Source organism: Thaumasiovibrio clandestinus (assembly GCF_047250365.1).
GTDB lineage: Bacteria > Pseudomonadota > Gammaproteobacteria > Enterobacterales > Vibrionaceae > Thaumasiovibrio.
This window is the reverse complement of the sequence record NZ_JBLBVL010000004.1, coordinates 111,109-137,929: the sequence shown is the minus strand read 5'-3', so window position 1 is coordinate 137,929 and position 26,821 is coordinate 111,109. Positions and strand designations below refer to the sequence as shown.

The 26,821-nt window shown below is 44.2% G+C and carries 27 protein-coding genes and 1 riboswitch; of the genes, 13 read left to right on the top strand and 14 right to left on the bottom strand.

The window, feature by feature from the left end:
- The first annotated feature begins 34 nt into the window (after positions 1–34).
- Positions 35–2,743 (top strand): HTH-type transcriptional regulator MalT, encoded by a 2,709-nt coding sequence (gene malT / locus ACKLNH_RS08185; protein WP_413111770.1) that lies wholly within the window; start codon positions 35–37, stop codon positions 2,741–2,743.
- A gap of 16 nt (positions 2,744–2,759) precedes the next feature.
- Positions 2,760–3,458, top strand: a complete 699-nt coding sequence (locus tag ACKLNH_RS08180) for a DUF4336 domain-containing protein (protein ID WP_413111769.1) — start codon at positions 2,760–2,762, stop codon at positions 3,456–3,458.
- Here ACKLNH_RS08180 and ACKLNH_RS08175 read toward each other — a convergent pair.
- The 4 genes from ACKLNH_RS08175 to ACKLNH_RS08160 all read right to left on the bottom strand — a co-directional run bounded on the left by ACKLNH_RS08175 (position 3,418) and on the right by ACKLNH_RS08160 (position 7,554).
- Positions 3,418–4,311 carry an alpha/beta fold hydrolase gene (locus ACKLNH_RS08175; RefSeq protein WP_413111768.1) on the bottom strand — a complete coding sequence of 298 codons (894 nt, stop codon included), beginning with the start codon at positions 4,309–4,311 and terminating at the stop codon, positions 3,418–3,420. The genes ACKLNH_RS08180 and ACKLNH_RS08175 overlap by 41 nt on opposite strands.
- A gap of 76 nt (positions 4,312–4,387) precedes the next feature.
- Positions 4,388–4,984: a TetR/AcrR family transcriptional regulator gene (locus ACKLNH_RS08170; protein WP_413111903.1), complete on the bottom strand. Its 597-nt coding sequence runs from the start codon at positions 4,982–4,984 to the stop codon at positions 4,388–4,390.
- Between the two features lie 133 nt (positions 4,985–5,117).
- The gene (locus tag ACKLNH_RS08165) at positions 5,118–6,707 is read right to left on the bottom strand and encodes a BCCT family transporter (protein ID WP_413111767.1); all 1,590 of its coding nucleotides are present in this window, start codon (positions 6,705–6,707) and stop codon (positions 5,118–5,120) included.
- A 304-nt stretch (positions 6,708–7,011) separates the two neighbouring features.
- Entirely contained in the window at positions 7,012–7,554 is a 543-nt protein-coding gene (locus ACKLNH_RS08160) for an NUDIX hydrolase (protein ID WP_413111902.1), read from the bottom strand.
- Positions 7,555–7,711: 157 nt separating this feature from the next.
- On the opposite strand from ACKLNH_RS08160, the gene yidA reads away from it, so the two are divergent.
- Entirely contained in the window at positions 7,712–8,524 is an 813-nt protein-coding gene (gene yidA / locus ACKLNH_RS08155; protein ID WP_413111901.1) for a sugar-phosphatase, read from the top strand.
- A 27-nt stretch (positions 8,525–8,551) separates the two neighbouring features.
- Complete coding sequence (locus ACKLNH_RS08150; protein WP_413111766.1) at positions 8,552–9,271, top strand: class I SAM-dependent methyltransferase; 720 nt, start codon at positions 8,552–8,554, stop codon at positions 9,269–9,271.
- 43 nt (positions 9,272–9,314) lie between these two features.
- Here the strand turns inward: ACKLNH_RS08150 and ACKLNH_RS08145 are convergent, their stop codons facing one another.
- The 3 genes from ACKLNH_RS08145 to ACKLNH_RS08135 form a co-directional block, all read right to left on the bottom strand.
- Complete coding sequence (locus tag ACKLNH_RS08145) at positions 9,315–9,989, bottom strand: glutathione S-transferase (RefSeq protein ID WP_413111765.1); 675 nt, start codon at positions 9,987–9,989, stop codon at positions 9,315–9,317.
- A gap of 140 nt (positions 9,990–10,129) precedes the next feature.
- Positions 10,130–10,483: a DUF2750 domain-containing protein gene (locus ACKLNH_RS08140; RefSeq protein ID WP_413111764.1), complete on the bottom strand. Its 354-nt coding sequence runs from the start codon at positions 10,481–10,483 to the stop codon at positions 10,130–10,132.
- Between the two features lie 72 nt (positions 10,484–10,555).
- Positions 10,556–10,801 (bottom strand): DUF2960 domain-containing protein, encoded by a 246-nt coding sequence (locus ACKLNH_RS08135; RefSeq protein WP_413111763.1) that lies wholly within the window; start codon positions 10,799–10,801, stop codon positions 10,556–10,558.
- Positions 10,802–11,139: 338 nt separating this feature from the next.
- Between ACKLNH_RS08135 and ACKLNH_RS08130 the strand changes: the two genes are divergently transcribed.
- On the top strand, positions 11,140–12,282 hold the full coding sequence (locus ACKLNH_RS08130) for a Preprotein translocase subunit SecY (RefSeq protein ID WP_413111762.1): 1,143 nt from the start codon (positions 11,140–11,142) through the stop codon (positions 12,280–12,282).
- Here ACKLNH_RS08130 and hppD read toward each other — a convergent pair.
- Together hppD and ACKLNH_RS08120 are read right to left on the bottom strand one after the other, a co-directional pair.
- Positions 12,279–13,361: a 4-hydroxyphenylpyruvate dioxygenase gene (gene hppD, locus ACKLNH_RS08125; RefSeq protein WP_413111761.1), complete on the bottom strand. Its 1,083-nt coding sequence runs from the start codon at positions 13,359–13,361 to the stop codon at positions 12,279–12,281. The two genes, ACKLNH_RS08130 and hppD, sit on opposite strands and share 4 nt — an antisense overlap.
- A 119-nt stretch (positions 13,362–13,480) precedes the next feature.
- The gene (locus ACKLNH_RS08120; protein WP_413111760.1) at positions 13,481–13,930 is read right to left on the bottom strand and encodes a GNAT family N-acetyltransferase; all 450 of its coding nucleotides are present in this window, start codon (positions 13,928–13,930) and stop codon (positions 13,481–13,483) included.
- 261 nt (positions 13,931–14,191) lie between these two features.
- On the opposite strand from ACKLNH_RS08120, the gene ACKLNH_RS08115 reads away from it, so the two are divergent.
- From ACKLNH_RS08115 to ACKLNH_RS08095, 5 genes are all read left to right on the top strand, one after another.
- The gene (locus ACKLNH_RS08115; protein ID WP_413111759.1) at positions 14,192–14,479 is read left to right on the top strand and encodes a DUF406 family protein; all 288 of its coding nucleotides are present in this window, start codon (positions 14,192–14,194) and stop codon (positions 14,477–14,479) included.
- Positions 14,480–14,649: 170 nt separating this feature from the next.
- Entirely contained in the window at positions 14,650–14,814 is a 165-nt protein-coding gene (locus ACKLNH_RS08110) for a hypothetical protein (protein WP_413111758.1), read from the top strand.
- A 283-nt stretch (positions 14,815–15,097) separates the two neighbouring features.
- Positions 15,098–16,081 carry a chemotaxis protein CheV gene (locus ACKLNH_RS08105; RefSeq protein WP_413111757.1) on the top strand — a complete coding sequence of 328 codons (984 nt, stop codon included), beginning with the start codon at positions 15,098–15,100 and terminating at the stop codon, positions 16,079–16,081.
- Positions 16,082–16,190: 109 nt separating this feature from the next.
- A complete protein-coding gene (locus ACKLNH_RS08100; RefSeq protein ID WP_413111756.1) occupies positions 16,191–17,210 on the top strand; it encodes an adenosine deaminase in 1,020 nt (339 codons plus the stop codon).
- A 92-nt stretch (positions 17,211–17,302) separates the two neighbouring features.
- Positions 17,303–18,181, top strand: coding sequence for a LysR family transcriptional regulator (locus tag ACKLNH_RS08095; RefSeq protein ID WP_413111755.1), 879 nt, complete (start codon positions 17,303–17,305; stop codon positions 18,179–18,181).
- A gap of 41 nt (positions 18,182–18,222) precedes the next feature.
- Here the strand turns inward: ACKLNH_RS08095 and ACKLNH_RS08090 are convergent, their stop codons facing one another.
- Positions 18,223–18,786: an antibiotic biosynthesis monooxygenase gene (locus tag ACKLNH_RS08090; RefSeq protein ID WP_413111754.1), complete on the bottom strand. Its 564-nt coding sequence runs from the start codon at positions 18,784–18,786 to the stop codon at positions 18,223–18,225.
- Positions 18,787–19,002: 216 nt separating this feature from the next.
- Between ACKLNH_RS08090 and opgC the strand changes: the two genes are divergently transcribed.
- Positions 19,003–20,571: an OpgC domain-containing protein gene (opgC, locus tag ACKLNH_RS08085; RefSeq protein ID WP_413111753.1), complete on the top strand. Its 1,569-nt coding sequence runs from the start codon at positions 19,003–19,005 to the stop codon at positions 20,569–20,571.
- A 45-nt stretch (positions 20,572–20,616) separates the two neighbouring features.
- Here opgC and ACKLNH_RS08080 read toward each other — a convergent pair whose 3' ends face one another.
- Complete coding sequence (locus tag ACKLNH_RS08080) at positions 20,617–21,951, bottom strand: helix-turn-helix transcriptional regulator (protein WP_413111752.1); 1,335 nt, start codon at positions 21,949–21,951, stop codon at positions 20,617–20,619.
- Positions 21,952–22,339: 388 nt separating this feature from the next.
- Here ACKLNH_RS08080 and ACKLNH_RS08075 point away from each other — a divergent pair, with 388 nt between their 5' ends.
- The gene (locus ACKLNH_RS08075; protein WP_413111751.1) at positions 22,340–23,236 is read left to right on the top strand and encodes a cation diffusion facilitator family transporter; all 897 of its coding nucleotides are present in this window, start codon (positions 22,340–22,342) and stop codon (positions 23,234–23,236) included.
- Between the two features lie 111 nt (positions 23,237–23,347).
- Entirely contained in the window at positions 23,348–24,007 is a 660-nt protein-coding gene (locus ACKLNH_RS08070) for a YoaK family protein (protein WP_413111750.1), read from the top strand.
- On the opposite strand, the gene ACKLNH_RS08065 is transcribed toward ACKLNH_RS08070, so the two are convergent.
- The 3 genes from ACKLNH_RS08065 to ACKLNH_RS08055 all read right to left on the bottom strand — a co-directional run bounded on the left by ACKLNH_RS08065 (position 23,991) and on the right by ACKLNH_RS08055 (position 26,410).
- The gene (locus ACKLNH_RS08065; RefSeq protein WP_413111749.1) at positions 23,991–24,677 is read right to left on the bottom strand and encodes a DNA alkylation repair protein; all 687 of its coding nucleotides are present in this window, start codon (positions 24,675–24,677) and stop codon (positions 23,991–23,993) included. The genes ACKLNH_RS08070 and ACKLNH_RS08065 overlap by 17 nt on opposite strands.
- A 109-nt stretch (positions 24,678–24,786) precedes the next feature.
- Positions 24,787–24,939 carry a hypothetical protein gene (locus ACKLNH_RS08060; protein WP_413111748.1) on the bottom strand — a complete coding sequence of 51 codons (153 nt, stop codon included), beginning with the start codon at positions 24,937–24,939 and terminating at the stop codon, positions 24,787–24,789.
- A 103-nt stretch (positions 24,940–25,042) separates the two neighbouring features.
- On the bottom strand, positions 25,043–26,410 hold the full coding sequence (locus ACKLNH_RS08055) for an NCS2 family permease (protein ID WP_413111747.1): 1,368 nt from the start codon (positions 26,408–26,410) through the stop codon (positions 25,043–25,045).
- Positions 26,411–26,490: 80 nt separating this feature from the next.
- Positions 26,491–26,591: riboswitch (purine riboswitch) on the bottom strand.
- Positions 26,592–26,821: the final 230 nt, after the last annotated feature.

Below are 26,821 nucleotides of genomic sequence, written 5' to 3'. Positions count from 1 at the left end.
AGGGATAATAACCCCCAAAAAAAGTAGTTATATTATGTGGATACCTTCTAAACTGACCCATCCGGCTCGGTTACACAACGCAATACTCCGCCCCCGCCTATTGGAATGGCTGGATAACGCAAGTTTTTATAAGCTTGTTCTATTTCGTTCGCCTGCTGGCTATGGGAAAACGACACTCGCCTCACAATGGCTTCAGCAACATAGCCATACTGGATGGTATAACCTAGATGACAGTGATAACGACACCTTCCACTTTGCTAACTACTTTATACGAGCTTTAAATAAGGCAACGGATAATGCAGCCAGTAACATGCAAACCATCGTCGAAAGACGGCAATTTGTTAGCTTGCCTGCACTGTTTAGTCAATTATTCTCTTCACTGCAGGAGTATCAACAACCCACTTACCTTGTGCTTGATGACTACCATTTAATCCATAACGACGAAATACATGAAGGCATCCGCTTTTTCCTCAAACACATGCCCGACTGCATTACCCTCATACTGACCAGTCGAACCCTTCCGCCACTTAATACTGCTAACTTACGTGTTCGAGATCTGCTAATTGAAGTCAATGTGCAAGAGCTTGCTTTTGATCACGATGAAACCGTCCGCTTCTTTGAACAAAGGTTGAAAAATGAAATCGAACCGAAGCAGATCGAACAGCTACACCAGAAGGTGGAAGGCTGGCCGTCAGCGATGCAATTAATCGCGCTCCATGCACGACAACAAAAACAAGGACTAAACCATTTTTTCGCGTCGATGAGTGAGTTTAACCGTACCCACCTTTGGGACTACCTAGCTGAAGAAGTGTTCGACGAGCTAGATAAGGATACCAAACGCTTTGTTTTGCAATGCTCAGTACTCGATATATTTAATGCAGACTTGGTCATTGAGCTGACAGGACAAGAAGATGCATTAAGCTTACTCGAGTCTCTTAATCGCAGTGGCCTTTTTTTAAACTCGCTAGAAGACACGCCTGGCTGGTTCCGTTTTCATCATATGTTTGCTGAGTTTCTAGAGCATCAACGCGCAGGATACCCCGCACTCAATACCCAGTTGTTGCACCACAAAGCGGCGGCGGCATGGCTTAAACAGCAGCGGCCACTGCAAGCGTTGAATCATGCAAAAGGCTCTAATGACGAGTCGCTTTTGGTGGATATTCTGCTTCAATTTGGCTGGCAAATGTTCAATCATGGCGAGCTCACACAGTTAGAAAACGCCATCGATTCGCTCCCTTCGGACACCTTACTGTCTATGCCTAAACTGGTGTTGTTACGTTGTTGGTTGGCACAAAGTCAACATAGATACAATGACGTAAATGAGATGCTTCATGAGTCGTTTGCCTATTTCCAGCGCAATAACATCGCTATCGATGATGCCATGGAGGGGGAATTTAATGCCTTACGAGGTCGTGTTGCCATTAACCAAAGCTCACCGCAAGAGGCCATCTTGTTGTCTCAACAAGCTTTGGGGCAACTACCATCAGATATGTATCGAGGCCGTATCGTTGCCACATCAGTGATTGGCGAAGTGCACCACTGTTTAGGTCAGCTCGATCGCGCTTTACCAATGATGCAACAGACAGAAAAAATGGCGCGTCAGTACAAAGTTTACCAGCAAGCCTTGTGGTCAATATTACAGCAAGCTGAAATCTTAGTCGCGCAAGGGTATGTACAAGCGGCATTCGAACTTCTAGAAAATGGCAAAAAAATCGTCGATGATCACCAGCTCACCCACGAGCCTTTGCATGAGTTTCTATTGCGTTTGCAAGCACAAATTTACTGGTGCTGGAATCGGTTAGAAGAGGCTGAGCATTGTGCGATTCAATCAATTCAGGTTCTTTCTCACTACAACGAAACTCGCCGACTGCATGCTTACTCTATGCTGGCTAAAATCGCGCTTCTGAGAGGCGAGAGAGACAAGGCCGAGCGATATATCAATTTATGTAGCGAGCTAATAGCCCTAGAAGACTACCATATCGATTGGCTAGCCAACGCTAACCAAGCACAAATGATGTTCTGGCAACAAACTGAAGATACTGAGGCTATCGCCAACTGGCTTACGCTAACGCCTAAACCGGACAGCGCAGTTAACCACTTCGAACAATTGCAGTGGCGCAATATCGCTCGCGCACAAATGCTCGTTGGCCATTATGACAAAGCGAGTCAAACGCTTAGCATGATGCAGCATGAGTGCGAGAAGCTCAAATTAATGACAGATCACAATAGAAATCTCATTATTGAAGTCATGCTAGCCAAATTAGTAGGGGATGAGACACAGGCACTCACACTGCTTCAGCAAGCCGTTACCCTTACAAATAGCACTGGCATGGTCGCAAATTTCCTGATTGAAGGTAAGCCTCTACGCCTGCTTCTGAAAAAACTGCTTGATAAAGGTATGTTATCAGAGTTAGATAAACATAGAGTTCAACATCTTATTCGTGAAATGGAAGCAAATGAGCGAAGCAATACGGTACATTTTGATGAAGTCTTTATCGACAAACTTATCTCGTTACCGAATGTCCCAGAAGTCATCCGAACAAGTCCGTTAACACAACGTGAATGGCAGGTCTTAGGCCTCATTTATGCGGGATACAGCAACGAACAAATTGCCACTGAACTCGATGTGGCTCCAACGACAATAAAAACCCACATTAGAAACTTGTACCAAAAGCTGCATTTAGCTAATCGTCAAGAAGCCATAGCAATGGCTGAGAGTATTCTAAAACTAATGGGGGTGTAGCTCAAAGGAGGAGAGAATGCAGGAATGGTGTCCAGGCCGAGTGTGGTTCGTTGACCAAGCCTTATCATGCTGGGGAACACCTATCGGCACTCGCATGACGGTAATAAAGCTCGCCAATGAACAACTTTTTATTCACTCCCCTGTCGAGTTGACCACTGAGCTGCAACTCTCTTTGTCCAAACTTGGACAAATTGCGTTTATTGTTACCCCTAACCATCGCCACCATCTCTTCCTCGCTGAGTGGTGGCTAGCTTATCGCGATGCCTACTTCTTTTCTCCACCACGTCTGGCACAAAAACGCACCGATATCACCTTTGATGATGCGTTAGGCGCAACCACCGCCACACAGTGGAAAGGAGAACTACACCAAACCTTATTACGAGGTAATGATTTATTTGAGGAGGTGATATTCTTTGACCCCCAATCAAAAACCTTGCTTCTAGGTGATACCTTAGCCTGGTTGCATAGTCGCCATCCGTTAACTGCACTGGTCGGTTTGTTGAACGGTTGCTACACCCATCCAGCGATGCCTTACTACCTACGCCATACATTTAAAAACAAACGCCAGCTCCGCCAATCCATTCAAGAGATACTCTCTTGGCCTTTTGAACGGATCATTCTTTCTCATGGACAAGTGATAGACAGTAATGCAAAACACCACTTCGCCAATGCATTTAAGCACATACTGTTTCATCCACAGCAGGGGCACGATTAACAGGTAACTGTGTTAACCATCGCGTGGTTAGTGCAAATATCTCTTCACTTTGCAGAATACGGCCATGCCCACGTCCCTGAGTTGCCACTAACTCCACATGTGCCAATTGGCTGGCAAGCTCACTATGTGGGTAGCTCGCATAGCGATCGTTCGTATCATGAATAATACTCACTGGGCGGCCGCCCTTCTCCAATCGTTTTAGCGGGTCAACCGACTCAAACGGTAAATGATATTGCTTTCCTAGATCATCAATAACGGCCTTAAACGCTCTCATTGAATAACCAGAGCGATGTACCGTTTGCATCATTCCTTCCGTGTAATTTAGTGCTGGTGCAACCAATAGTAGTGGCAACGTCTCTGCCAACTGATGACGGCTCTCAATGGTACTTACCGTCCCCATACTGTGTGATACGATGCCAACACAACGCGGAAAATGATCTAACAATGCCTCCGTCACCGCAATAAACGCTGGCAAGGATGCACGAACACCATGGCTATTGCCGTGACCAATGTGGTCAAATGCAACCGCTTGATAGCCATTTGCGACAACAAATTCCATTAACGGAAAAAACTGGCTCGCCGCCCCAGACCAACCATGACTAAACAGCACTGTTGGCCCCTGACCAAGACTATAAGTGGTTACCTGCCCTTCACTGGTTGCTAACGTTGCTTGTTGCAAACCTTTTGGCTGTTCAACATCTCGCGTCATTCTCACCGGTGTTAAAAACACCTTTTTTGCGATTTTTGTTGCGTGCCGAGGTGCAACCGCATGGTGGAGCTTGGTCACCGCCCCCACCATCAAACGTCGCAATGACTTTTTACCAGGTTGCTCAAAATAAATTTTACTGCTCATATCTTACTTCCCCCCCCGCAGAACGACCGTGCTTTTATTAAACATTAAGTCACCATCGCCATTAAATCAAAACGCACTACTTGCTCTTAAGCCAAGAGGAAAACGCTACATCAACCTCTGCCCAAAACCGTTCACGATTACCGCCTTCCATCGCCATTGAAGCAAAAAATTGACTGCTCAGGTAAATACCGTAAATTCGATATACGGCTTGCCAACAGTCTAAATCAGAAGAAAACTCACCCTGCTCAACACCCCGCTTAAACTGACGATACAAGTATTCTAACCAATGGCGAGTTAGTCCTTCTAACGCCACTTGCACGTCATCGGTATGTGGATGAAGTTCACGCCAACAGTTAAGGAACATGCATGAACCTTGCAGTGATTGATTCCATTCTAGCCAGTGTTGAAGCAACACTCGCAATTTTTCTTCAACTGAATTGTGTGTCTGACAACGCGCAGGTTGCACAACACGCTGCGAAAAAATCTGTCCAGCATATTCAAGTACGCTGATCTGCAAATTATCCTTAGATTTAAAATGCGAGAACAATCCACTTTTTGACATACCAACTAGATTTGCCAGCCCGCCAATCGTCAGGCTTTCTAGCCCATATTCACTGGCATGCTCAAATGCGACATTTAAGATGCGTAAACGGGTCTCTTCTGCTTTCGTTATCATCTTCAGCCCATTAGAACAAACGCTAATACATCATATTAAGCACGAACGTGCTTTAATTCAACCACAAAAAGGGAAGCTTTCGCTTCCCTTTTGTTTGTTTCACTACAATGGACAACAAAACAATCGCTATCTAAGCAATGCCTTGCTCTTTTGCCATACGCGATGCAATCTTTGGCGCTTCCCATAAGCACGGCAACAGAATGAACGATACTGGCACGGCAGTAATGACAATGAAGGATTGTAACGCTGTAATTCCGCCCTCGCCCATCGAGATCAAGGTAATAGCGGCAACACCCATCATAATACCCCAGAAAGAGCGCACCATAGCGTTCGGCTCTGTTGAACCCGTCATCACAACACTGATGGTATAGGTCATTGAATCACCCGTTGTAACAATAAACGTGGTGGTCAAGATCAAGAACAACACCGAAATGATCATTGGGAACGGTAACTGACCCGTTGTAGCAAGTAACACGGCTGGCAAGTTGAATCCTTCAAAGGCCGTTGAAATTACCCCTGGGTTATCCAGTTCAAACGCCAAGCCACTACCACCAACAATACTGAACCAAAAACAAGTGATCAGAGGTGCGGCAATGCTAATCGAAAAAATTAGCTGGCGGATAGTACGGCCACGAGAAATACGCGCAATAAATATCGCCATCATCGGCCCATAACCAATAAACCATCCCCAGAAGAAAACAGTCCACCAGCTCAACCAACCTGTATCGCCACGGAACAATGCCATTTGGAAGAAATTATCCAGCATGCCACCAACACCTTGCACATAACCATCAACAATAAAGCCAGTTGGGCCAAACAACAAAATGTAGCCAATCAATGCTGATGACAAAATAATATTGTAACGGCTAACAATTTGAATACCTTTGTTCACACCACTCAGTGCAGACAACGTATACATAGCGATAGCAAATAGAATGACAAGGCTTTGAGTAAGGAAAGTATCTTGAAAGCCAAATAGCGCGTTCAATGCATAGCTAATTTGCAAGCCTAAAAAGCCAATTGGACCGATCGTACCCGCAGCAACAGCAATAATGCTACATGCATCAGCAATGTTACCGATACGCCCATTAATCGCCTTGTCCCCAAAGATAGGATACAACAGCGTACGTGGCTTTAACGGTAATCCTTTATCATAATGCAAATGCATTAAAACAACAGATGAAAGGCAGCCTAAAATGGCCCATGCAAGGAAACCCCAGTGCATGAACGATTGAGACAATGCGTTAAACGCCATTGTTCGCGTATCAAGCGCACTATCCGCGTAAATCGGCGGAGCAGAGACAAAGTGAGCAATAGGCTCAGCAGCGGCCCAAAAAACGCCACCACCAGCCAACAGTGTACAAAGAACAATCGAGATCCACTTGAAAGTCTCGAGTTCTGGCTTAGCCATAGCGCCAAGCCTAACATTACCGGTTTTGCCAAACGCAATCGCCAAACCAATAATAAAATTCAGTAGTAATAAAACTTGCCAAAAGGCACCAAAATAGTGTGTCGCATAGCCAAAGCCAGCATTTACAACTGCACTCAATGCAGATGAGTTGGTCAACGCCAGAAGAATAAACAGTGAAAGAAAACTTCCACTCAGCAGGAAAACAGGATTTCTTAGTTCTAGCGCTTGGATAATAGAGGGTGGGTGAATGGCAGAGTAGTCCGCATCTTGAACAGATGAGGGGTAGGTAGCGGTTGTCAAATCAGACATGTATTAGTTCGCTTTTTTAAGGGCTGTGAGCCGTGCATTTTCCTCACTTGTTACAATAATTCGTGAGGACGATCACACACATACTAACATAGGCCGCCCCCAAATATAACCGTTGGTAGGATAAAGCGTCTCGTTTCCATCAGTTTTGGAATAAAAACACAACGGGGATGCAATGCGCATATTGGACGTAAGCCACTAATATCATTCTAATAAATCTATTTCACCTCTCCGGTCATCATTCATCTAAGACTTTTTTAAAAATAAAGTCCTTAGATGTCTAAATGTATCAGTATCTACACATAAATCAGGCAACGTAACTCAATTTACCGACTTGAGAACAAACGCGTATCACCTCTTTTAACAAGAAAATTTCCCGCTCCACCGATAAGCCCTTTTTCTCACTATTGGCCAACGTGGCTTCGTTATGAGCAATCGCTTCTTGAAGTGTAAGCCAAACAGGGTGCATGCCGTTTTTGATCTCATAGCTCTCAAGCTGAGTTTCACCTAGATCGTCATCAATATCACAGAAGAAACAATATGAGAGCATATGAACTGTATCAAAATCGGGTTTATGCCAAGGACGGTATTCCTCATAAACACCCAATGGGGTGATATTTTTCACTCCTGTCGCCCCTGTTTCCTCCATCAGTTCACGAATAAAGCCAGCTTCTATCTGCTCACCATCATCGACCCCTCCCCCCGGCAGGCTATAGTCATCGTAACGCTGGGTGTATAATAGAAGAATCTTATCATCGCGTATAACTATGGCTCGGGTTGCTAGGCGCGTAAAAACACGCCCTTGTTCGCCCGCCACCTGAGGGTGGATGGCTGTCTTAAGGATCGGCATTTGCTCTGGTGTCATTAAAAGGGTCCTGCTAGATGAATAACAGCCGGTATAGTACCAATAAAGACTCAAAGCTCAACCTTACTAATATAGCTATTTACATCGTTTTTTCTATGCACTTGTTCTACAATGCGCGTTGTTATACACAACAGGAATTATGATGTATCGCTTAATCGCTTTAGATATGGACGGCACCGTCCTTAACCCTTCACACGAAATCAGTCCGCGCAACAAACAGGCGATTGCTCAAGCTAGAGACAAAGGTATCTACGTCGTTTTAGCTTCTGGTCGCCCACCAGAAGGGTTAGCTAACTATTTAGCCGAGCTAAATATGAACACTGAGCGTGATTTTGTTCTTCCTTACAATGGCGGCCAAGTAAAGCACATTCAAACCGGTAACATCATTCGTAGCTATGCCCTCTCAGGCGAAGACGCCAAGGCCCTTGCAGGGTTAGCACGCGACTTAAACCTTAATATTCATGCGTTCAGTGAACAGCATGGATTGATTACACCCAACAGTAATCAATATACCGATCTAGAAGGGCGCATTAACGGGTTAGAGATTAAAGTGATGCCATTCGACGCGTTAAGCGATGATGATGTCATTCAGAAAGTCATGTTTGTTGATGACGAGAGCATTCTCTCTCCAGCCATTGAAGAGCTACCTGCTGAGCTCTATGAACAATTTACGGTAGTGCGCAGTGCACCCTTCTTCTTAGAGATCTTAAATAAGCAAACTAACAAAGGACTTGGTGTTGCGGCGCTAGCAGAGTACCTCGGTATTGCACAAGAAGAAGTGATCTGTATTGGTGATGCAGGCAACGATGCCCACATGATTGAATACGCTGGATTGGGTATTGCCATGAGCAACGGCTCAGAAGAGATAAAACAGCTCGCCGACTACATTACTGCCAGCAACGCTGAAGATGGTGTGGCATTAGCAATAGAGAAGTTTACCCTCAATCACGTCTAATCATACCGTGGAAATAGAGAAAATAATATGAAATCAGATATGTACTCAGTATTCGCTAGTAAATATGACAACGTAATTCAAGACAATATTTACAATGCAAATCTAGAACGCCCAACACTCCAAGCAATGCTACCTGCACTGCTTGATCTTGATGTGATTGATCTAGGCTGTGGTTCTGGTGTTTATACGCAGTATCTTCTTGCCCACGGAGCCCATAAAGTCACCTGTATCGATTACGCTGAGGAAATGGTTCAGCTGGTAAAAGAAAAAGCTGAACAAGCAGGGGTAAGCGAAAAGGTTGTCGCTTATGCACAAGATCTTTCTCATGGAATACCGCATGAGCCTAATGCGAGCGCCGATCTGATTATCTCTCCGCTAATGGTGCATTACCTCAAAGATCTTCGCCCATTGTTTAGCAATGTGTACCGTGTGCTAAAAACGGGCGGCACTTTTGTGTTTTCAACTCATCACCCATTTGCGGACTTTGAGTGCTCGAAATCAGGCAATTATTTTGAGCGCGAATTAGTGCAAGAGGAGTGGGATACGGTCGGCGAGCCTGTACAAGTGACATTCTACCGCCGCTCACTAACCGAAATCACCAACGCATTGACCCAAAATGGCTTAGTCATAACGCAAGTTTCAGAAGGTGAGGTGTCTGATAAGGTTAAAGAGATAGACCCAGAGCGTTATGAACACTTATCAAAGAATCCAAATTTCATTTTCTTTAAGTGCCAGAAACTCGCTTGATTCACAGGCGACTCTGCTACAGCGTCATGCCGAAGTTAGTCGCTTAAACATAACCAAAATTAATGTTTTCTCGATTGTCTAACCAAAGCTCATGCTTTGCCATTACCTTTGAAAACATCTGGCTCTGCAAATAACCATTTAGCCATTCGCGCAGCCTCGGATAGGGGCTTTGCCGAAACCATGCCTTATCAATACGCGCGAATTTACGTAAAAAGGGCAATACCGCGATATCCACTAAGCTTTCATGACTAGAAAACAGAAAGGGATACTGTATTAAACGGCTTTCAAGTGACGCTAAGTAAACTTCACAAGCATGGCGGCATTCATCCTCATTTTCATCGTGATAACGTTTAGCGCAGCCATATGCATTTAATGCTGGAATGAATTCATGCTCAAAACGAGCAATAAAGGTCATCATTGCTGATAACGCCTCATCGTCATCTGCACACAAAAGGTTATCAGGATCATTTAGCGATAATGCCCAAAGCATCACTTCCAAACTCTCCTCTATCACCTTCACTGTGTTAGAGGATCCATTCTCTTGTAAAACTAAAACGGGTACGCTTCCTTTAGGAGAAACCAACAACATCTCTTTGGGTTTATTGCTAAGCGTTATTGCGCGGATTAATACCTGTTGCTTGGCTTTAAAAATAGCGATACGTGCCCGCATTGCATACGGACAGTTTTGCAGCGAATAGAGTATCGGTGTCGTTGTCATGTGCACTTTGCGTTGCAGGATAGGCCTTATTTAAGGCTAATCCATTCAAACCATCATGAACAAATATTTTAAAGGAAATATAAAACAAACTAAAAAGGGAAGCCTTCGCTCCCCTCTTTTAGCAACCTACCACATTACAATTAAAGGTAACCTTTCGCTACATCGGTAGGTTCCATTTCTTTACCTTCAAGCTCGTTATTCCAGTTCAAACCAACCAGAACACCATCTTCTGCCAGCGTGATCATCCAATCTTCAACAAACACATCTAATGGGATCTCTGTTGGCGTGAATTCAGTCCACTCGTCGGCACACTGGGCTTGGGCTTCTTCTTTTGAAGACCAAAATGGCATTACTTCAGACGACTCAAACTCACTGGAATCGACAGACAACCATCCTTCATCTTCATTACAAAGACCCCACACGAGCTGTGTTACTTTAGTTTGCTCAAAAAACAAAGCTGTGTTCTTTTCAATGTCTGTTGTTAAGCTTGACATAGTTCTCATCCGTTCATGAATATAATGTTGTTAAAATATACAATCAAACCTGTATAAGATCAGATTGCTTGATTATTTTTCCTTTGGAGCTAGCGTTATCTGACTAAATCCCAAATCACTGAAATAATTATCACGATAGTTACGAACAGCTTTCGTATCTCGTGTGGCCATCTCTAGTTGCTGCTCCATTTTAAGGAACCCTTGGATGTCAAGGCCTTCCGCTGCAGCCGCTGCCTCTTGAATCGTCCTATATTGCTGATAGCTAAAAGGGATCGACTTTGTTTCATCTTTATACGTGTAAATAAGCGTACGAGCCATACTATACCTGCTCTGTCGTGTTTTCCTATATTCTACACATGATAACGCGATAACACTGCTGATTTTGAGATAATTCGCCCTATTTATTGGTCAGTATGATTAAAATTAATCACTGCCTAACATTATGATGCAACATTTTCCCCAAGGTTATGCACAGAAACAGTGGATAACTCCACGCTAAATCAAACCTAGCTTGTACAAAATGAAAGCATAATGTTTTAAATTTCAGCAGTTAAATCAATTTTGAATGTTTCGCATGGAGCTGTCGCTTTAAGTTTTTATAATGGCAACACATCACCAATGGCAATGCACTGCCAATAACGCTTAGGTCTTCCATCATGCAAAGCTCTATACGAGTCACCCGCCGCCCCAAAGGACGATTAGCATTGGCTAGCGTCTACAGCTTCACCGGCGCGTCGATACTTGCCTCAATCATTTTTTCTCTTCTGCTGTTTTTGTCGTTAGATGACAACCTAAGCATGAAAGTACTTTTCGGCAGCCTCGCAGTTATCTTCGAACTCGGTAAGTTCTTTGCTTGGTATGAATATGGCGAACGCCGTGCCCACGGCAATATGGCAGGCTCAATGGTCGCGCTTAGCTTTTACGCGGTTCTTGCCATTATTTCCATTGGTGGCAGCATTGGCGGAATCAACAGCGCCACCAATACCATTGCACAATATGCGACGACAGAAGAGAATAGATTCACCAGTTTTGACCGCCAGATTGACGCACTTGAAGCTCAAATTGCGTTAAATAACCAAGCGGCAGAGCGTTATATCGCATTGGATCGCTTAACTACAGGGTTAGCTAGAATACAAAAAGAAAACAGCGAATTACAGCAAGAGATCCTTGCTATTGCTACTCAGCGTGACACTCTGCCCATACGACGCCAAGAATCTGTTCTGGGCTTAATTGACGGATTAGCCAATAGCCTAAACCTTAGCTTCAGTGCCGCTAAACTGGGTTTAGTTATCTTCTTATCTGTTCTGCTCGACCTGTTTGCTGCTTTTTTCGTTGGTCTCATTGGTGAAGAGTTGAGGTTCCGCCACGGCTACGCCAACAGTGAAGCTGCCTATACCTCACCACATGCAGCGACCAATGTGAAAACATTCCACTCAAGCGACGAGGCCTCTCACCCACTCGGTGACATGCTCACCGCCCCAAAAGCCGCGCAAATAAACGAACTACCACATGAAAGTAGCTCACCTTATGCTGAACCTTCAACAACAACCGAGTTCCCCAGCACTGCAGTCATGCACAAATCTGCAGTATGGCTACCCACACACGATGACCTTACACAAAACGTTATTCATCTGATTAGTACCGCCCAGATTCCGTGTCAGAAGAAAGCGGTCGCCGCGCACTTTGCCCTTTCAGGCGATCAGGTTGATGAACTTTTCTTTCGTCTACTCGAGCAAGGTTTGGTCGAGAAAAAACCCAATCATCATTTTCAATGGAAAGGCCAACAGCAAGCCGCTTAATCTTCATCCGTCGGTCGTAACACTCCGCGCTTAATCTGATCCTGTTCAATCGACTCAAATAGGGCTTTGAAATTTCCTTCTCCAAAGCCCTGATTCCCTTTTCTCTGAATTATTTCAAAAAACACCGGGCCGATAACGGTGTCCGTAAAAATCTGCAGCAACAAACCACTCGCATCACCATCAATCAATATCCTTAACGCTTTTAACTGATCGATAGCCTCGTTATGCCCAGGTAAACGCTGCTCCGTTAATTCGTAATAGCTGTCTGGGGTATTCATAAAACTCACGCCGTTTTGCTTCAGTTTACGTACAGTGGCGTAAATATCATTGGTGCTGAGTGCAATATGCTGAATTCCCTCACCTTTATATGCTTTCAGGTATTCAGCGATCTGCGACTTATCATCATGAGATTCATTAATCGGGATGCGTATCTTTCCGCACGGCGAGGTCATGGCCTGCGATAGCAGTCCCGTCATCTTGCCTTGAATATCAAAATGACGAATCTCTTTGAAATTGGCGATCTGCTCGTAAAATTGAGCCCACTTGGCCATATTGCCACGATAAACATTGTGCGTGAGGTGATCAATCGAGATTAAGCCCACACTTGCTTCACCCAAACGGCGATCAATATCATCAACGTAGACAAAATCAATATCGTAAATTGACCCATTATCATGGTATCGGTCCACAAAGTAGAGGTAAGCGCCACCAATGCCTTCAATCGCAGGTATTGAAAGCTCCATCGGACCAGATTGATAGGGCATTCGCTTTGCCCCTTTAGAGATGGCATATTCCATGGCAACAGAAGCATCGTGAACACGAAAAGCCATTGCATTAACACTGCTGCCATGTTGCGTAGCAAATTGCTTAGCCTGACCACAGGTTTCACCGTTTATGATGAAGTTAATATCACCTTGGCGATACAACCAAACAGCTTTGTGGCGATGTTTAGCAATGAGCGCAAAACCTAACATTGTAAACAACTGCTTTAGATCCTGAATACCAGAAGCACTCAACGCAGTGTATTCAACAAACTCGAAGCCATCGGTTCCAAGCGGATTAAACTCTATCGATTGCATAAAAAAACCTCCATGCCATTACAATGGGTTTAGGCATGAAGGTCGTATTTGTCATATCTCAACCATTCTTTTCTTTGATTGGCTGTAAAGGAGCACTGTCACTCAGTGTTTACGCATAGTTAAAAATGCACGAGCTGATACCAAGGCATCGCCCTACCTATATAATCCTTGTCGTGTCGGGCAACACTGTAAAAGCCCTGCGCATGAAATAGCTCTAATGCTGGGCGATTAGAAGCCGGCACATTTACCTTGTAAACACCAAACTCATTAATCGCGTAGTTTATCAACCGCTTGGCCAAGCCATTTCGTTGGTAACCCGGTAATACGGATAACAGAAACACTTGCTTATTCGCAAGGCCAATAAGCCCTAAAATTTGCTGCTTCTCGTTTCGAATCGCATAGCACTCTAAGTTTGGAAGGTAATCTTGCAACAACAGGCGACGGAAAGACATGACCTCTTTTTTATCCTGCCACTGCGCTTGTTGTTTAACAGATTGAACCCACACCTGAACAGCACAAGGGTACTCAAAAGATTGTACCTGACTAATTGTTAAAACTTTCTGATTCATGACGCCCCCTTACAACTGTTATTGTTTAGATTAGCGCGAATTGAGGGGTGAAATAACGGAATAGCCCTTCAATTCTTATTTTTGTGACTATTTTTATATGTAGAATCAAACGTTACACAATTTTACATCAATGCAACACATGGCATTGAAACTGGTTAATCAGCACTTGAATAATATAAATAATACACATGTCATTGCAGTGGTAGCTCTTAACGAAGCAACACGATAAAATGGCACTAAGTCTTCCAAAGGAATATTAAAATGATAGATAAAACAAATGAATTAGAAACATGCGAAGCATGTGGTGTGAGCGCAGAAATGGGCTTTATCATCAAAGAAGGGGACGATATTGCCAACGTCTTCATTACAGCCCCATCTCAAGAAGAAGCAGTTCAAGAGCTGAACAAATTTGTTGTGCTAGCAAACGAAGTCAATGAACGCGTCACCGTACAGTCAGCTTATGTTGACGGAAAACTGAACGCCAATATTCAATTCGAATGCAGTGCGGAAAAGCTCATCTTTGAACTTCGTAGCCGCTCAATTCGTTAATTGCTGAACCGCCGACAAAAGGCAGCAACCTAACGCTGCCTTATTTTCCCTCACTATCTCTTGCCCTAAATAGCCAGTTGCAACCATGCGAGACATGTTGCATAGTGGGTGTATTGGAATTTGCTATATTTATAACTACCCCAATTAGTCACCAACAGAGAGTCAGGACGATGAATAGTGAAAAAGCGAAAATAATTGCTAACTGGCGCCCCGAGAATAGTCGAGAAGCCGATGCCATGAAACAGTTTTTACTTCAAGAAATGGGCGTTACCATCGAGCACCACCAAGGGGGAACGGGTAAACAAGGCATGCATACCGGAAGGAAATTTCGCTAACCCTCAAGGGTATAATTTAATGGCGTCATACGTGCGCCAAATATCGTGCCATTTTGCACCATTACTCTGTGTCAGCAAGCACTGCTGCTGACGCATCTATCACCATTCTACGTCACATCCAATGACACTCTACATAGACAAGTCGGCTCTGGCGCATTACAGTATTTGGCCCAATAAAACAAAATGTTATGCATGGAAGTAACCACTCTCTAAGAACGGATTTCTACAATTAGGATTTCCGGTCGCTGAATAAACTAGCAAGCCATTTTTGATGTGACCAGTTATGAGCTATAAAGACGATCTAAGCAGTACGATATTAACCGAAAGCGGTACCAATGAACTCGAAATCATTGAATTTCATCTACATAAAATACTTCCGAATGGAGAAACTAAAACCTGCCATTACGGCATTAACGTCGCAAAAGTGCGCGAAGTGATACAAGTTCCAGAAACGACGGACTACCCTAACGCCCAAACTCATATGATTGGTGTTTTTTCATCGCGCGATAAACTCACTCCACTTGTTGACCTGGCGGGTTGGTTACGTGTTCCTACTCGCGACAATAACGACAACAAATTTGTTATTGTTACCGACTTCAACAATATGACGAATGGTTTTCTCATCGACAGCATCAGTCGTATTCACCGTATCTCTTGGGAACAGGTTGAATCTCCAAGCCAGTTCTTAGAGTCAGGAGAGCAAGATTGTGTGGTTGCTGTTGTACGTCAAGACAAACGGCTAATCATGATCCTTGATTTTGAAAAAATCATTGCGGATATAAACCCTGAACTTAGCATGGAAAAATATGATATTAACACTGACAGTGCCGTTGATCGCCATCAGAAAACCATATCACGCCGAGCGGGGAAAACTATCATGGTGGTGGACGACTCTGCCTTCATTCGAAGCCTCATTGAAAACACGCTGCGCTCTGCCGGATACAATATTATATCGGCACGAGATGGAGGAGAAGCGCTTGAGAAATTAATCGAGTTTGAACGCATCTCTAAGGATGAAAATAGCCAAGTGACTGAGTTGCTTGACGCTATCGTCAGCGATGTTGAAATGCCCAAAATGGATGGTATGCACCTGCTGAAGCGACTACGTGAAAATAGCACTTATCAAACCCTTCCAATTGTCATGTTCTCTTCATTAATGAGTGATGACAACCGCCATAAAGCTATGCAGCTTGGTGCTAACGACACAGTTACCAAGCCAGAAATTGGTCGACTTATCCCGATCATGGACAATTTAATCTTCGATTAATCTCATTGACCAACGAGCTAAACCCTATGGCTTAGCTCACCTAAATTCCTCACACTATTTGGGCCATTTGTAGCTATATTTATCTGCAAACAATCAAAAATGGTGTGACATGGAATCTTTTCTTAAGCAAATGCCTAAAGTTGAACTTCACTTACACATTGAAGGAGCAATGACGGCAGAATTAATGCTCCAGTTAGCGCACAAAAACAACATTATTTTGCCCTACCCCACACTCAGTGCGCTAGAAGAAGCTTACAAATTTGATTCCATGGACGATTTCCTAGAACTCTATTTTCTAGGTTGTCAGGTACTGCAAAGCAAAGAAGACTTCTTTACCCTGACATGGCACTACCTCAGCCAATGTGCTGAGAATAACGTTATGCATTGTGAAATTTTCTTTGACCCCCAAGCCCACATATCCCGAGGTGTTACACTAGAAACTCAAATTGCGGGGATCAGCGAAGCCCTTAAAAAAGCAGAAAATGAATATCAGATCAGCCACCAACTGATCGCCTGCTTTCTCCGTGATAAGCCTCAGCCACAAGCGATGCAACTTCTTGAAGAACTCGCCAACTATCGAAACACTATCCATGCAATCGGATTAGATTCGACAGAACCCGGTTACCCTCCGCTACTGTTTAGAGAGGTGTTCGCCCGCGCTCGTCAACTGGACTTTAAAGCCGTTGCTCATGCCGGTGAAAGCGCAGGGCCTGAGTACATCTGGCAGGCGCTAACGCAATTACAAGTTGATCGCATCGACCACGGCGTTAGTGCAACGCAAGATAGCACGCTCGTAGAACATCTCTTAAATCATCGCATTCCCCTCACTATGTGCCCAATATCTAACGTCAAACTTGGTGTGGTGGATAACATTGCAGAGCACAATATTGCCCAGTTGCTACGCCAAGGCTTATGTATCACCATCAACAGTGATTCACCCAGCTATTTTAATGCCGACATCTTCGACAACCTATTAGCAGTGCAGCAGGCTCACCATTTAACCCATGATGAGCTCGGCCAACTAACCCTTAACGCAATTGAAGCAAGCTTCGCAACGACAGAGCGCAAAGCCGATATGATTAGCATAATGATGAGTTACCTTGGTCATGATGATGAGTTTGCTGATTAGCGCAAAAATACGCCGACAATGAGTTGACGGTATGTCTGGAAAATCCTTTAAAATTCGGTATCCTGTGATTAGGCAAGAGAACAGGACACCCGATGAACCTATCACAGGTAGCGGCTTTTTGCCGCATTGCAGATACTGGCTCAATTTCAGAAGCGGCACGTCAACTCGAGTGCAACCGCACCAGCCTTAGTATGGCCATTAAAGCCTTAGAGAAAGAACTCGATGTGGCACTTTTTGTGCGATCCGGAAACAAGGTTATGCTCTCTGAAGCGGGTAAAGCCATTTTCAAAGACTGTGAAAACCTCTTGGTGACCGAGTCACGGATCAAGCAAACTTGTTTACAGGTATCTGGCGAATTTAATGCTGAGGTATGGATAGCACGAGACGACTCACTGCCTGATGATCTTTGGCAAGACCTATCCCATCAACTAAATAAGCGTTTTGCAGCAACGTCTTTCAACATCGTATTGGCATCAAGTGGTGATTTGGCCAACTTAGTCGAAACACAGCAAGTCGATTTTGCTTTTGGTGTTGATTACGAGCGCATTGATGACCCTCGCATCGTCTCGCAACCTATCGGTAAAATTCGAATGATGTCTGTCTGTAAAGCTGGCCACCCTCTGAGTAAGAAGCGCCGAGTTAGCGATGATGATCTACGTAATGCAATGCAAGCCTCAATCGCATACCTTAATGAAAAAGATAATCCCGAACTTCAACCGTTCTCTCGCAAATACATCGGTTTCTCCAGTTTTGATTACATGCTCAACACGATCCAAACTGAAGATGCATGGGGAGTATTACCTGAACCACTGATACGTCACTTACTCCGTCAAGAGACCCTCGCGGTGATCAAACATACTTATGGTTTAACCCAAGAAGAGTACTGCATGTTCTCATCTGCCGGCATGCAAGAGCACCCTGGGATGACGTGGTTAATCGATAAGCTAAGCGACTACTTGTTTGATTTTTAGTCTGCCAAGCTAGAAGCATGCAATACCGACCTGAGCTACGTTCATTTATGCTTAGGCTTCGCTTTGGAATATAAAAAACTATTACATACTTTGGTCATCATTGGCATAACAGCATAAGTCATTAAAGCAACAATAAATGGACTCGTCGCGAAAAATATCAAGTACCTCGGTAAACTAGCAAAGTACTGACCGAACAGCAGATCAAAGATCATTAATGTGGGCGCAATCGCTAGATAGGTCACTATCGCCATTTTATACCTTGGCGGCGGAACAAAATCACTCGAATTAGAGACAACAAACCAGCGCTCCATACCGGTGAGTGATATAGGTTGTGTTGCCTTTTCGATCACTTGATCAATTTTTTTGATCCAAAAATCCCGCTCCTCAGAGGCCGTCCAGTGATCCAATTCTTTTTTAGATAAGAACCTAAAAACAATGATATAGCGGTTCTCTCCCTCAGGGTTGATGACATCAGTGCCCAGGTAACCAGAATACTTGCTGGATGCGTCAATAATATTTTCAATATAGCCTTTAAACTCTTCCAATTTTCCTGGCAGCACCTTTCTATCTACTACCACTGATATTGAGTTATATTTGTCTTCCATGTTTTATATCCACTTTACCAACATCAAATAAACGCTATTCACTTCATCCTCAATAAATGCACCAAACAATGATCTAGGCATTACTCGTTACTGATCGCTCATAGTTTATACCAATGATGAATATAAACACCGCAACAGTCAACAAGCGCACATTCGGTCAGATCTTTCATTTTCCTTGCTACACAATCAATTTGTCTATTAATTAAGGAGAAAAAAATGAAACGAATCCCTGCATTAGACAGCATTCGCGGTTTGCTGCTCGTACTGATGACAATTAACCATTTAATTTGGATTAGTGGCGGGCGCTCTATCCTCCAACTTTTTACTCAACAGCCCCTAGGACAATTCGGCTCTGCGGAAGGCTTTGTGTTCATTTCTGCGCTTTTAGCGGGAGCCATTTATAGTAAACCATCGCTTACATCGTTAGACGTTCGTAAAAAGGCCTTCAGCCGTGCTTTTACCATTTACCGCTACCATTTGCTTTGTTTGCTTGCGGTATGTGGTTGGGTGGTTTTCTGTGTATATAACCTACCTTCAACACGTCACCTGATGGGACCGAATCTACCCAATATACTCGTAGCACCCCTTGAGACGTCCATTCTTAGTGCGCTTTTAATCAACAAACCGAACTACTTCGATATTTTGCCGCTGTACGTTCTATTCATGTTGATACTCCCCGTTGCTATCGCTGCTTACCGCCGTGGGCTTATGTGGCTGGTCTTACTCATCAGTATTGGCATCTGGCTAGCAAGTGGTTCCATTAGCGATGCCATGCTCTTACCGCTGTTTAAAGCGATTTCACCCGAGATGCAAGTTCAAACGGGTTACTTCGACCCCTTCGCGTGGCAATTACTATTTATAGCAGGCTCTGCACTCGGTTATTTGCAACACAAAGAGAGTTTTTCTTGGCGTCATCCTGCCTTGACTGTTGTAGCGTTGATCATTGCAGCACTGCTATTTGTCGCTCACCATGGTGCTTTTGCGCAGTATGGTATTCATCAAGGTGTCCTCTACTCGCAAGCCAGCAAACCCGAATTAGGTTGGTTACGCTTACTAAACCTTGCCACTTGGGTTTACCTTATCGCGTTGATTATTGAATCCTATCCCAAAGTACTCGTATTTAGACCCCTCAGTTATCTAGGTCGTCATTCGCTTCATGTGTTTAGCTGGCAAGCTGTGCTGATTTATGTCGCCGCCCCATTCCTTAATGAAATACGCTACGAGGCCGTCTATCTGATTGCCGTTGCTCTTTTAACCGCGACTCTGTGGATACCCGCATGGCAACGAGAAAGCAAATCCACTGCCGCCACTCAGCAGCGTAATCGACTGCTCACCGCCACGGCATTTTTAGCGCTGATTGCAGTAAATTTCGGACTGGTTAATTCCCCCGCACCAACCGTCGATAGCGCTGGTGTCAACACCGGACCAATGCCATTAACCATTGAAATAAAGCAGCTGGTCGATCAAACCTCCCCGGTGTTTGTCATGGTGTATGACGAGAAAGATGACCTAATGGGTGGAGCAAGTGTGCATGCTCGCCCTTATTCGGTGGAAGAGGTGACACAAGGTGTGACAATAGAGGAGCTAGCAGCAGGGCACTATGCCATATTTGCCTTCCAAGATACTGACCAAAACATGACGCTCTCGTTTGGTGCAGGAGGTATACCCAGCGAAGGGTTTGGTTACTCCAACGATCCACTGCTGCAAGGCATGCCTACCATGGATCAAATTAAGTTTGCCCATAATGCGCCGCAAACCCAAACGATTCGAATGAACAATTTCTAATCCAAGGTAGCCCAGATAATCTGTTCCGACTGGGCTACGACTACGCTACCGCCCTCTACGTCGCCTCACTGGCGTTAATAACTGAAATGCAAAACGCTGCTCGTCAATGTGAAGAGAGCGAATAATTTCTTCGCCTGAAGCGATGTAGAGTTTCGAATGATGATGTAGCGCGTGATACAAACGCTCAACACCATTTTCAACTGCGTTGATATCATCCCCCTGCCAATCCGAAACGAGATACATTCCAGATAATCGCTGATACTCTGTACTTCCCTCATCAGAAAAATAGACCTGATAGTGCGCCTCTTCACTTTGAGACGGGTCACCAAATAATACTAAGCCATTACTCTGTAATGCGACCTGCTTTAGTGCCTCAGGAAAGTCACTGAACAATGTTGACAAACGTCGGGAGCCAACATGTTTTTCTGGCGAAAGCATCATGACTTTAGTGCTGACGGGAACGGTCATGCTTACCGCGTCTAACAAGGTGTGCTTACCAACAATGTCTTCCGCACTCTCAACATTTTCTGTCTCACGTACAGGAAACCACATTCGCAACGAAACATTATCTTCAGCCAAAGACCAATAGTACGGCGGTTCCATTATTTGATATTTTTGCTCCTCATAACATCGTGTGGCCAAATAGAAAAAGAAGGCAGAAATATAACCAGTATCCGGCAATTCAATGCTCGTCATCCTTCGTTTTGGTAATCTCACTTCAAACATGTCAGCAGGAATTGGGGCTTCTTCTTCAACCGGAAAGCCCAATGCAAGCGGGAAGCTTGCACTCGCATATTGATAGTGCTCAACAAACTCGAGTACTTTTAATGTGGACAAATTAAACTGAGCAGCATAGTGCTTAGTTAAAAATTTCGCCAATACAGACTGAATTCTAGCTTCAATTACGACGGGATCCCTCTTTACACTGCAAATCCGAATTGCATAACAGGCCCAACGCATAGCAGGGTGCTCTTCATCGCGCATGTCTAACGCTCGAATTACCGACAGCTTATCCAGCATCGCCTTGTCGATAGGCTGACAAGCCAGCCTTTTTGCCCACAATGGCTGGTTTCGTATATTTTTCGGTGCCACCATTGCAAACCGTTTAAATGCTCGGGCAAACGCCTCTTGTGATTCAAAACCATATTCAATCGCAATATCGAGAATACGTAGGTTCGTTGTAGCGATTTTCTCCGCCGCGAGGCTCAACAGCCGATAACGCTGGTATTGGCTAATCGTCAGCCCCGTTGCCTGCTTAAATTGGCGTTGAAGGTATGAACGCGACAAGCCACTACGAGCGGCAATCAACTCAACAGACAGAACATCAGGTAGGCTGTTTTCTATCGTTTGAATAACGGAAAGTATGGAAGTTGTCGTCATCTGTGACCATGCGGAAAAATAGTGGTGTATCGACTCAACAAAATACCTTTAGATATCGGTATTTCACACACAAAGCGGCATGCTTTGCGAGTGACATCTCATCAGCATCCGTTATACCAATTTTCTCTCGCTCCCTTTACTGATAACGTTATCCGCCGTGTTAGCCGCTCAAGGTAAGCCTACATTCCTCACCCGCCAAGCTCATCCATTCAGTGACCCCACTCAGTGACCGTCAAAAATATTGGCAGCATTATTTATATGTAATTAATTGATATATAAGAATAAACATATGATCGCCATGTTGGCTAACGTTTGAGCAACAGATAGGATTTGTAATAAATCGGCCAGCACTTAACAATGTGAATGTGTTCATTATCGAAGATATTTTATGTGTGCCAGAACAAGTAACAATGAAAAACAAGTGCTTACCTTTTCAGCGTTCTTAGCCTCGCTGTTTGCTATTGGGGGTCTTTTGCTCGGTTTGTGGGTGGGGTCGTTAGTTATTCTTTTTGATGGCGCCTACTCCTTAGTCAGCTTACTGTTAACTTTATTGTCGCTATTGGCCTCTAGATATATTCAAAAACCTTCGGATGCCGACTTCCCTTTTGGACGAGCCATAATTGAACCTGTTGTTATTGCAATCAAAGCATCCGTTATTTTGACGGTTGTCGCCTTTTCACTTTATGCCGCTATTGCCGCTCTATTTAGCGGCGGCCGTGAAATTGATGCCTCTATTGCGACCCTATTTGGACTCATTAACGTTATTGGCTGCGGATTTGGTTGGTGGGTAATACAACGTAAGAGCCATCACTTCTCTTCTGACCTCATTGACGCAGAAGCTAAACAGTGGCAAATGGATACCCTACTGAGCGCTGCTGTTATGGCTGGCTTTATAGTAGCTGGGTTTATCTCACGTTCACCGTTTGCGCATTGGGCAGTCTACGCCGACCCGCTGATGATGTGTATTATGTCATTTTACTTCATAAAAGTGCCCCTTGATATGCTACGCAGTTCAACAAGAGAACTCTTAATGATGTCACCAAGTAAAGAAATTACTGAGCTTGCCAACAAGAATGTTAACGCGATTAGTGCGGCAACAGGGCACCCTATTGAGATAACTGGCTTAACCAAAGTAGGTCGAGAATTGCGTCTTAACCTAAACTATCACCCCAAACATGGCAACACCGTAAAAATTGAAGAGCTAGAGCATGTAAAAAGCCAACTGCATAAACGGTTTGCTCCTACTCCTTTAGATCTCCAGTTGACACTAAATATTCAACACTAATCTACCTCATAAGTGGCAGCCTCCACTTGCATTACAAATAACCATGAAACAGGTGCAATATCCTGATAGAATGCGCCGCTTTTCCAACCATTAATTAACGGTTACTTTGTAATGTTAACTCGCATTCCTCTTTGGATACTACTTGGTGCGGTATCATTAGCCTTTAGTGCGGGCTACATTAATGCCATCGCACTATTAACCTTTTCAAATAACGCTGTTTCACACGTTACAGGAACGCTCACCCAAACGATGAACGCTCTCAGCGTTGGCGATGATGGTACAAGTACGTATCTATTTACGCTGGTCGCGATGTTTTTCTTTGGTGCAGTGACCAGCGGTATGATAATCAAAAATGAAGCGTTAAAGCTTGGACGACGCTACGGAATCGCGCTGTTTTTAGAAGCAATAGTGCTTTTCGCTGCCACCTATCTCTTTTACCACGGTGCCATTATGGGCGAAATGCTGGCTTCTTTTGCCTGTGGGTTACAAAACGCCATGATCGCAACGTACAGCGGCTCGGTGATAAGAACAACGCATTTAACGGGCATTGTGTCAGATTTGGGTTCCGCCATCGGTCAGTTACTGGTACGTAAACAGGTAAATACACGCCAAGTTACGATTCAAAGTGCCATTCTCGCTGCGTTTTTAAGCGGTGCTTTTGTCGGCGCTAGCCTTCTTAACATTCTAAGCTCGCTGGCGATGCTAGTACCTGCGGTCATCGTTTTGTGTGCCAGCCTCGGTTATCAACTCAAGATCAAGAAAGTGATTTGACCATAATTTTTGTCGCTTCTCGGTATGAAAGCGGCGATAGCACATGCCTTCTTAAGAACTCGTTCACGTATGCGGGATCGGTTTTACTGTACTCTCGCAATACCCAACCAATGGCTTTACGAATGAAGTAATCTTCCTCTTGAGCCAACATCAGTATGGTTTCTTCGAGCAATACCACATTGGTGGCTTGCTTATGTTTTAGGCGCACCAATAGAGAGGCACGGCGCACCCACATATTTGAGTCTGTGCGCCATTTAACCACACGCGCTTCCAAATCACTGTGCTCCAGTAACAACGGTCCAACAAGGCCGACTGCCAGCCGGTCTAATACGTCCCAGTTGTCAGCGCTGAAGATCAACTCTTCGTACAGATCCATTGCTGCCACCGTTCGAAAGCAGGAATACCCTTCGGCAACATCAAGTGCCAAATATTGCTCTTCACGATACTGACCGCTCCATAACCATCGGATCAATGCCGTATACTTTTCAAATGTATCTATTGGGCTATAGGCTTGAGCCTGCTTAAAGATCGCCTTTCGTTCCGGGGCTTTCACACCATAAAACCGCTTAGCTATCTTCATGTATGCCTGCATCTCTCGTGCTTGGGTACTCTCCCCTGCTTCGGTCAGCAATTTTTGCATGATTAACACGACGGGAAAAACAGATGACATACTCACGTCCATTGCAAATGGTTAAGGAGAAGATTGAACTCCTCAATGAAGCTCACTGTAAGACAGAAAAAAGGCCCTTAACATTATTAGGGCCTTCGTTTCAAAGCACTTACTCATCAGAGTCAGGAATGTTTTCCCAATGCTCATAAGGGTTTTGTTTTTTGTCTGTCAGTTCAATCGACAGCCCCATATCAACGATCTCTTTTAGAGTAAGATCATCAGCCAAGTGAGTCACATCACCACGTTCGTTGCGCAATTCCATACTCGCTCCTTTTTCATCAAGGCCTCACATAAAGCATAGACTGCATTTTCAAAGCATAAAGAAAGCCAGTGCATTTGCGCTGGCTTCTCTCTATTTGTTTATCTTAAGTCAAAAATAGGAATACAAGGAACAATACCGACAAACCATAAATTAGTGGGTGAACCTGTTTGCCTTTGCCTGCAACAACCATAGAGAACGCATAGCTGATAAAGCCCATCGCCATACCATTTGCTGGTGAGAAACTCAGCACCGTAAACATGATGGTGAAAAATGCAGAAATGCGTGATTCGGTGCATTCCCAATTAATTTGCCCAATGCGACCAATCATGTACACACCCACCACCACCATCGCCGGTGCTACCATCGCAGCCGAGAAAACTGAAAACAGTGGGAACAAGAACAGTGATAGCACGAATAATCCAGACACCACCACCGCGGCTAAACCGGTTTTAGCACCTTGAGACGAAGCAATACCAGACTCAGAAAAGGCGGTGATAGAGGTAGTACCCAAAAAGGCACCAATCACTGTGCCACCAGCATCAGCAACCAGCGCTGAACGTGCATTCGGCACTTTACCATCTTTACTGATAATCCCTGCATCACGTCCTACACCAACAATGGTACTTAAACCATCGAAGAAATCGACGATGAAAAAGATCACGACAACAAACAGCAAATCCATCAATTTGTCGGCCGTGAAACCAGACAGATCAAAAATCGCGCCCATGCTTGGTTCGATACTCGGCGGCATAGAAACCAACTGCTCTGGTAGTGGCGCATAGCTGGTACCAAGAATGAAATCAGCAAAAATGGTTAAGATAATGGCAGAAACAAACGAAATAAACGTTGCTAGTTTAATATTACGAATCATGCATGCCAATGCGATGAAGATACTGATATATGCAATCATTACTGGTGGGTGAGTGATGTCGCCCATGCTGACTAAAATAATTGGGTTTGAAACAATAATCCCAGCGTTTTTCAAACCTAGAAATGCGATAAATAGGCCCAGTGAAACCGAAATCGACAACTTCAAGTCTTCTGGAATCGCCTCTATCATATTACGGCGAATTTTGGTCAAGCTGAAAATCAGATAGACCACGCCAGATAAGAAGATGCCAAACAGTGCCTCATGCCATACCAGTGCAATAGAACCACTTAACAGCATACCCTTAAAGAAGCCATTCATGCTCATGCCGGGCGCTAACATAACTGGGTAGTTACCAAACACACCCATGATTAGCGTTGCAATCGCTGCAGCTAATGCCGTTGCCGTAAAGACCGAACCATGATTCATGCCCGGAATATCGCCCAAAATAGCTGGGTTAACAGCTAGAATGTAGCTCATTGCTAGGAAAGTAATGAATCCAGCATAAATCTCTGTGGAAACCGTCGACTGGCGCTCAGTAATTTTAAACGTTGAGTCTAGTGTCTTACGTTGGGTAATCTTAAGGGTGGAGTTGAGGTTCACAACAAGGCCTTATCTAAAATTAAATGTATGATAAGCCTGTTTAACCGTAGAGATCGGCAATAGCGCCATGCAGTTTTATCTCGCGATAGAACGCAGACTGTAGTGTCTCAATATAGGTCGAGACGTAGAAACTTATGGCCCAAATTGCCAAAAATATACAGTCAAACAAGTCAATATGACGCGAATCATAACGTTAATTGCAAAAAACACAATAACGTTATTTCTGTGACTTAGCGCACCTCATTAACATGTTAATGCAATGTTAACCGCAGTTATCAGCGTCACACGAATGAACGTGCCATTCGACCCTTTAAATTCAATACGCCCTAAAGCAGTAAGTGACTTGCCAAGCAAACCTTTGCGCAAACGTTTGCAATTCAGCTGGGATTAATCACAAAATGTTAACATTGT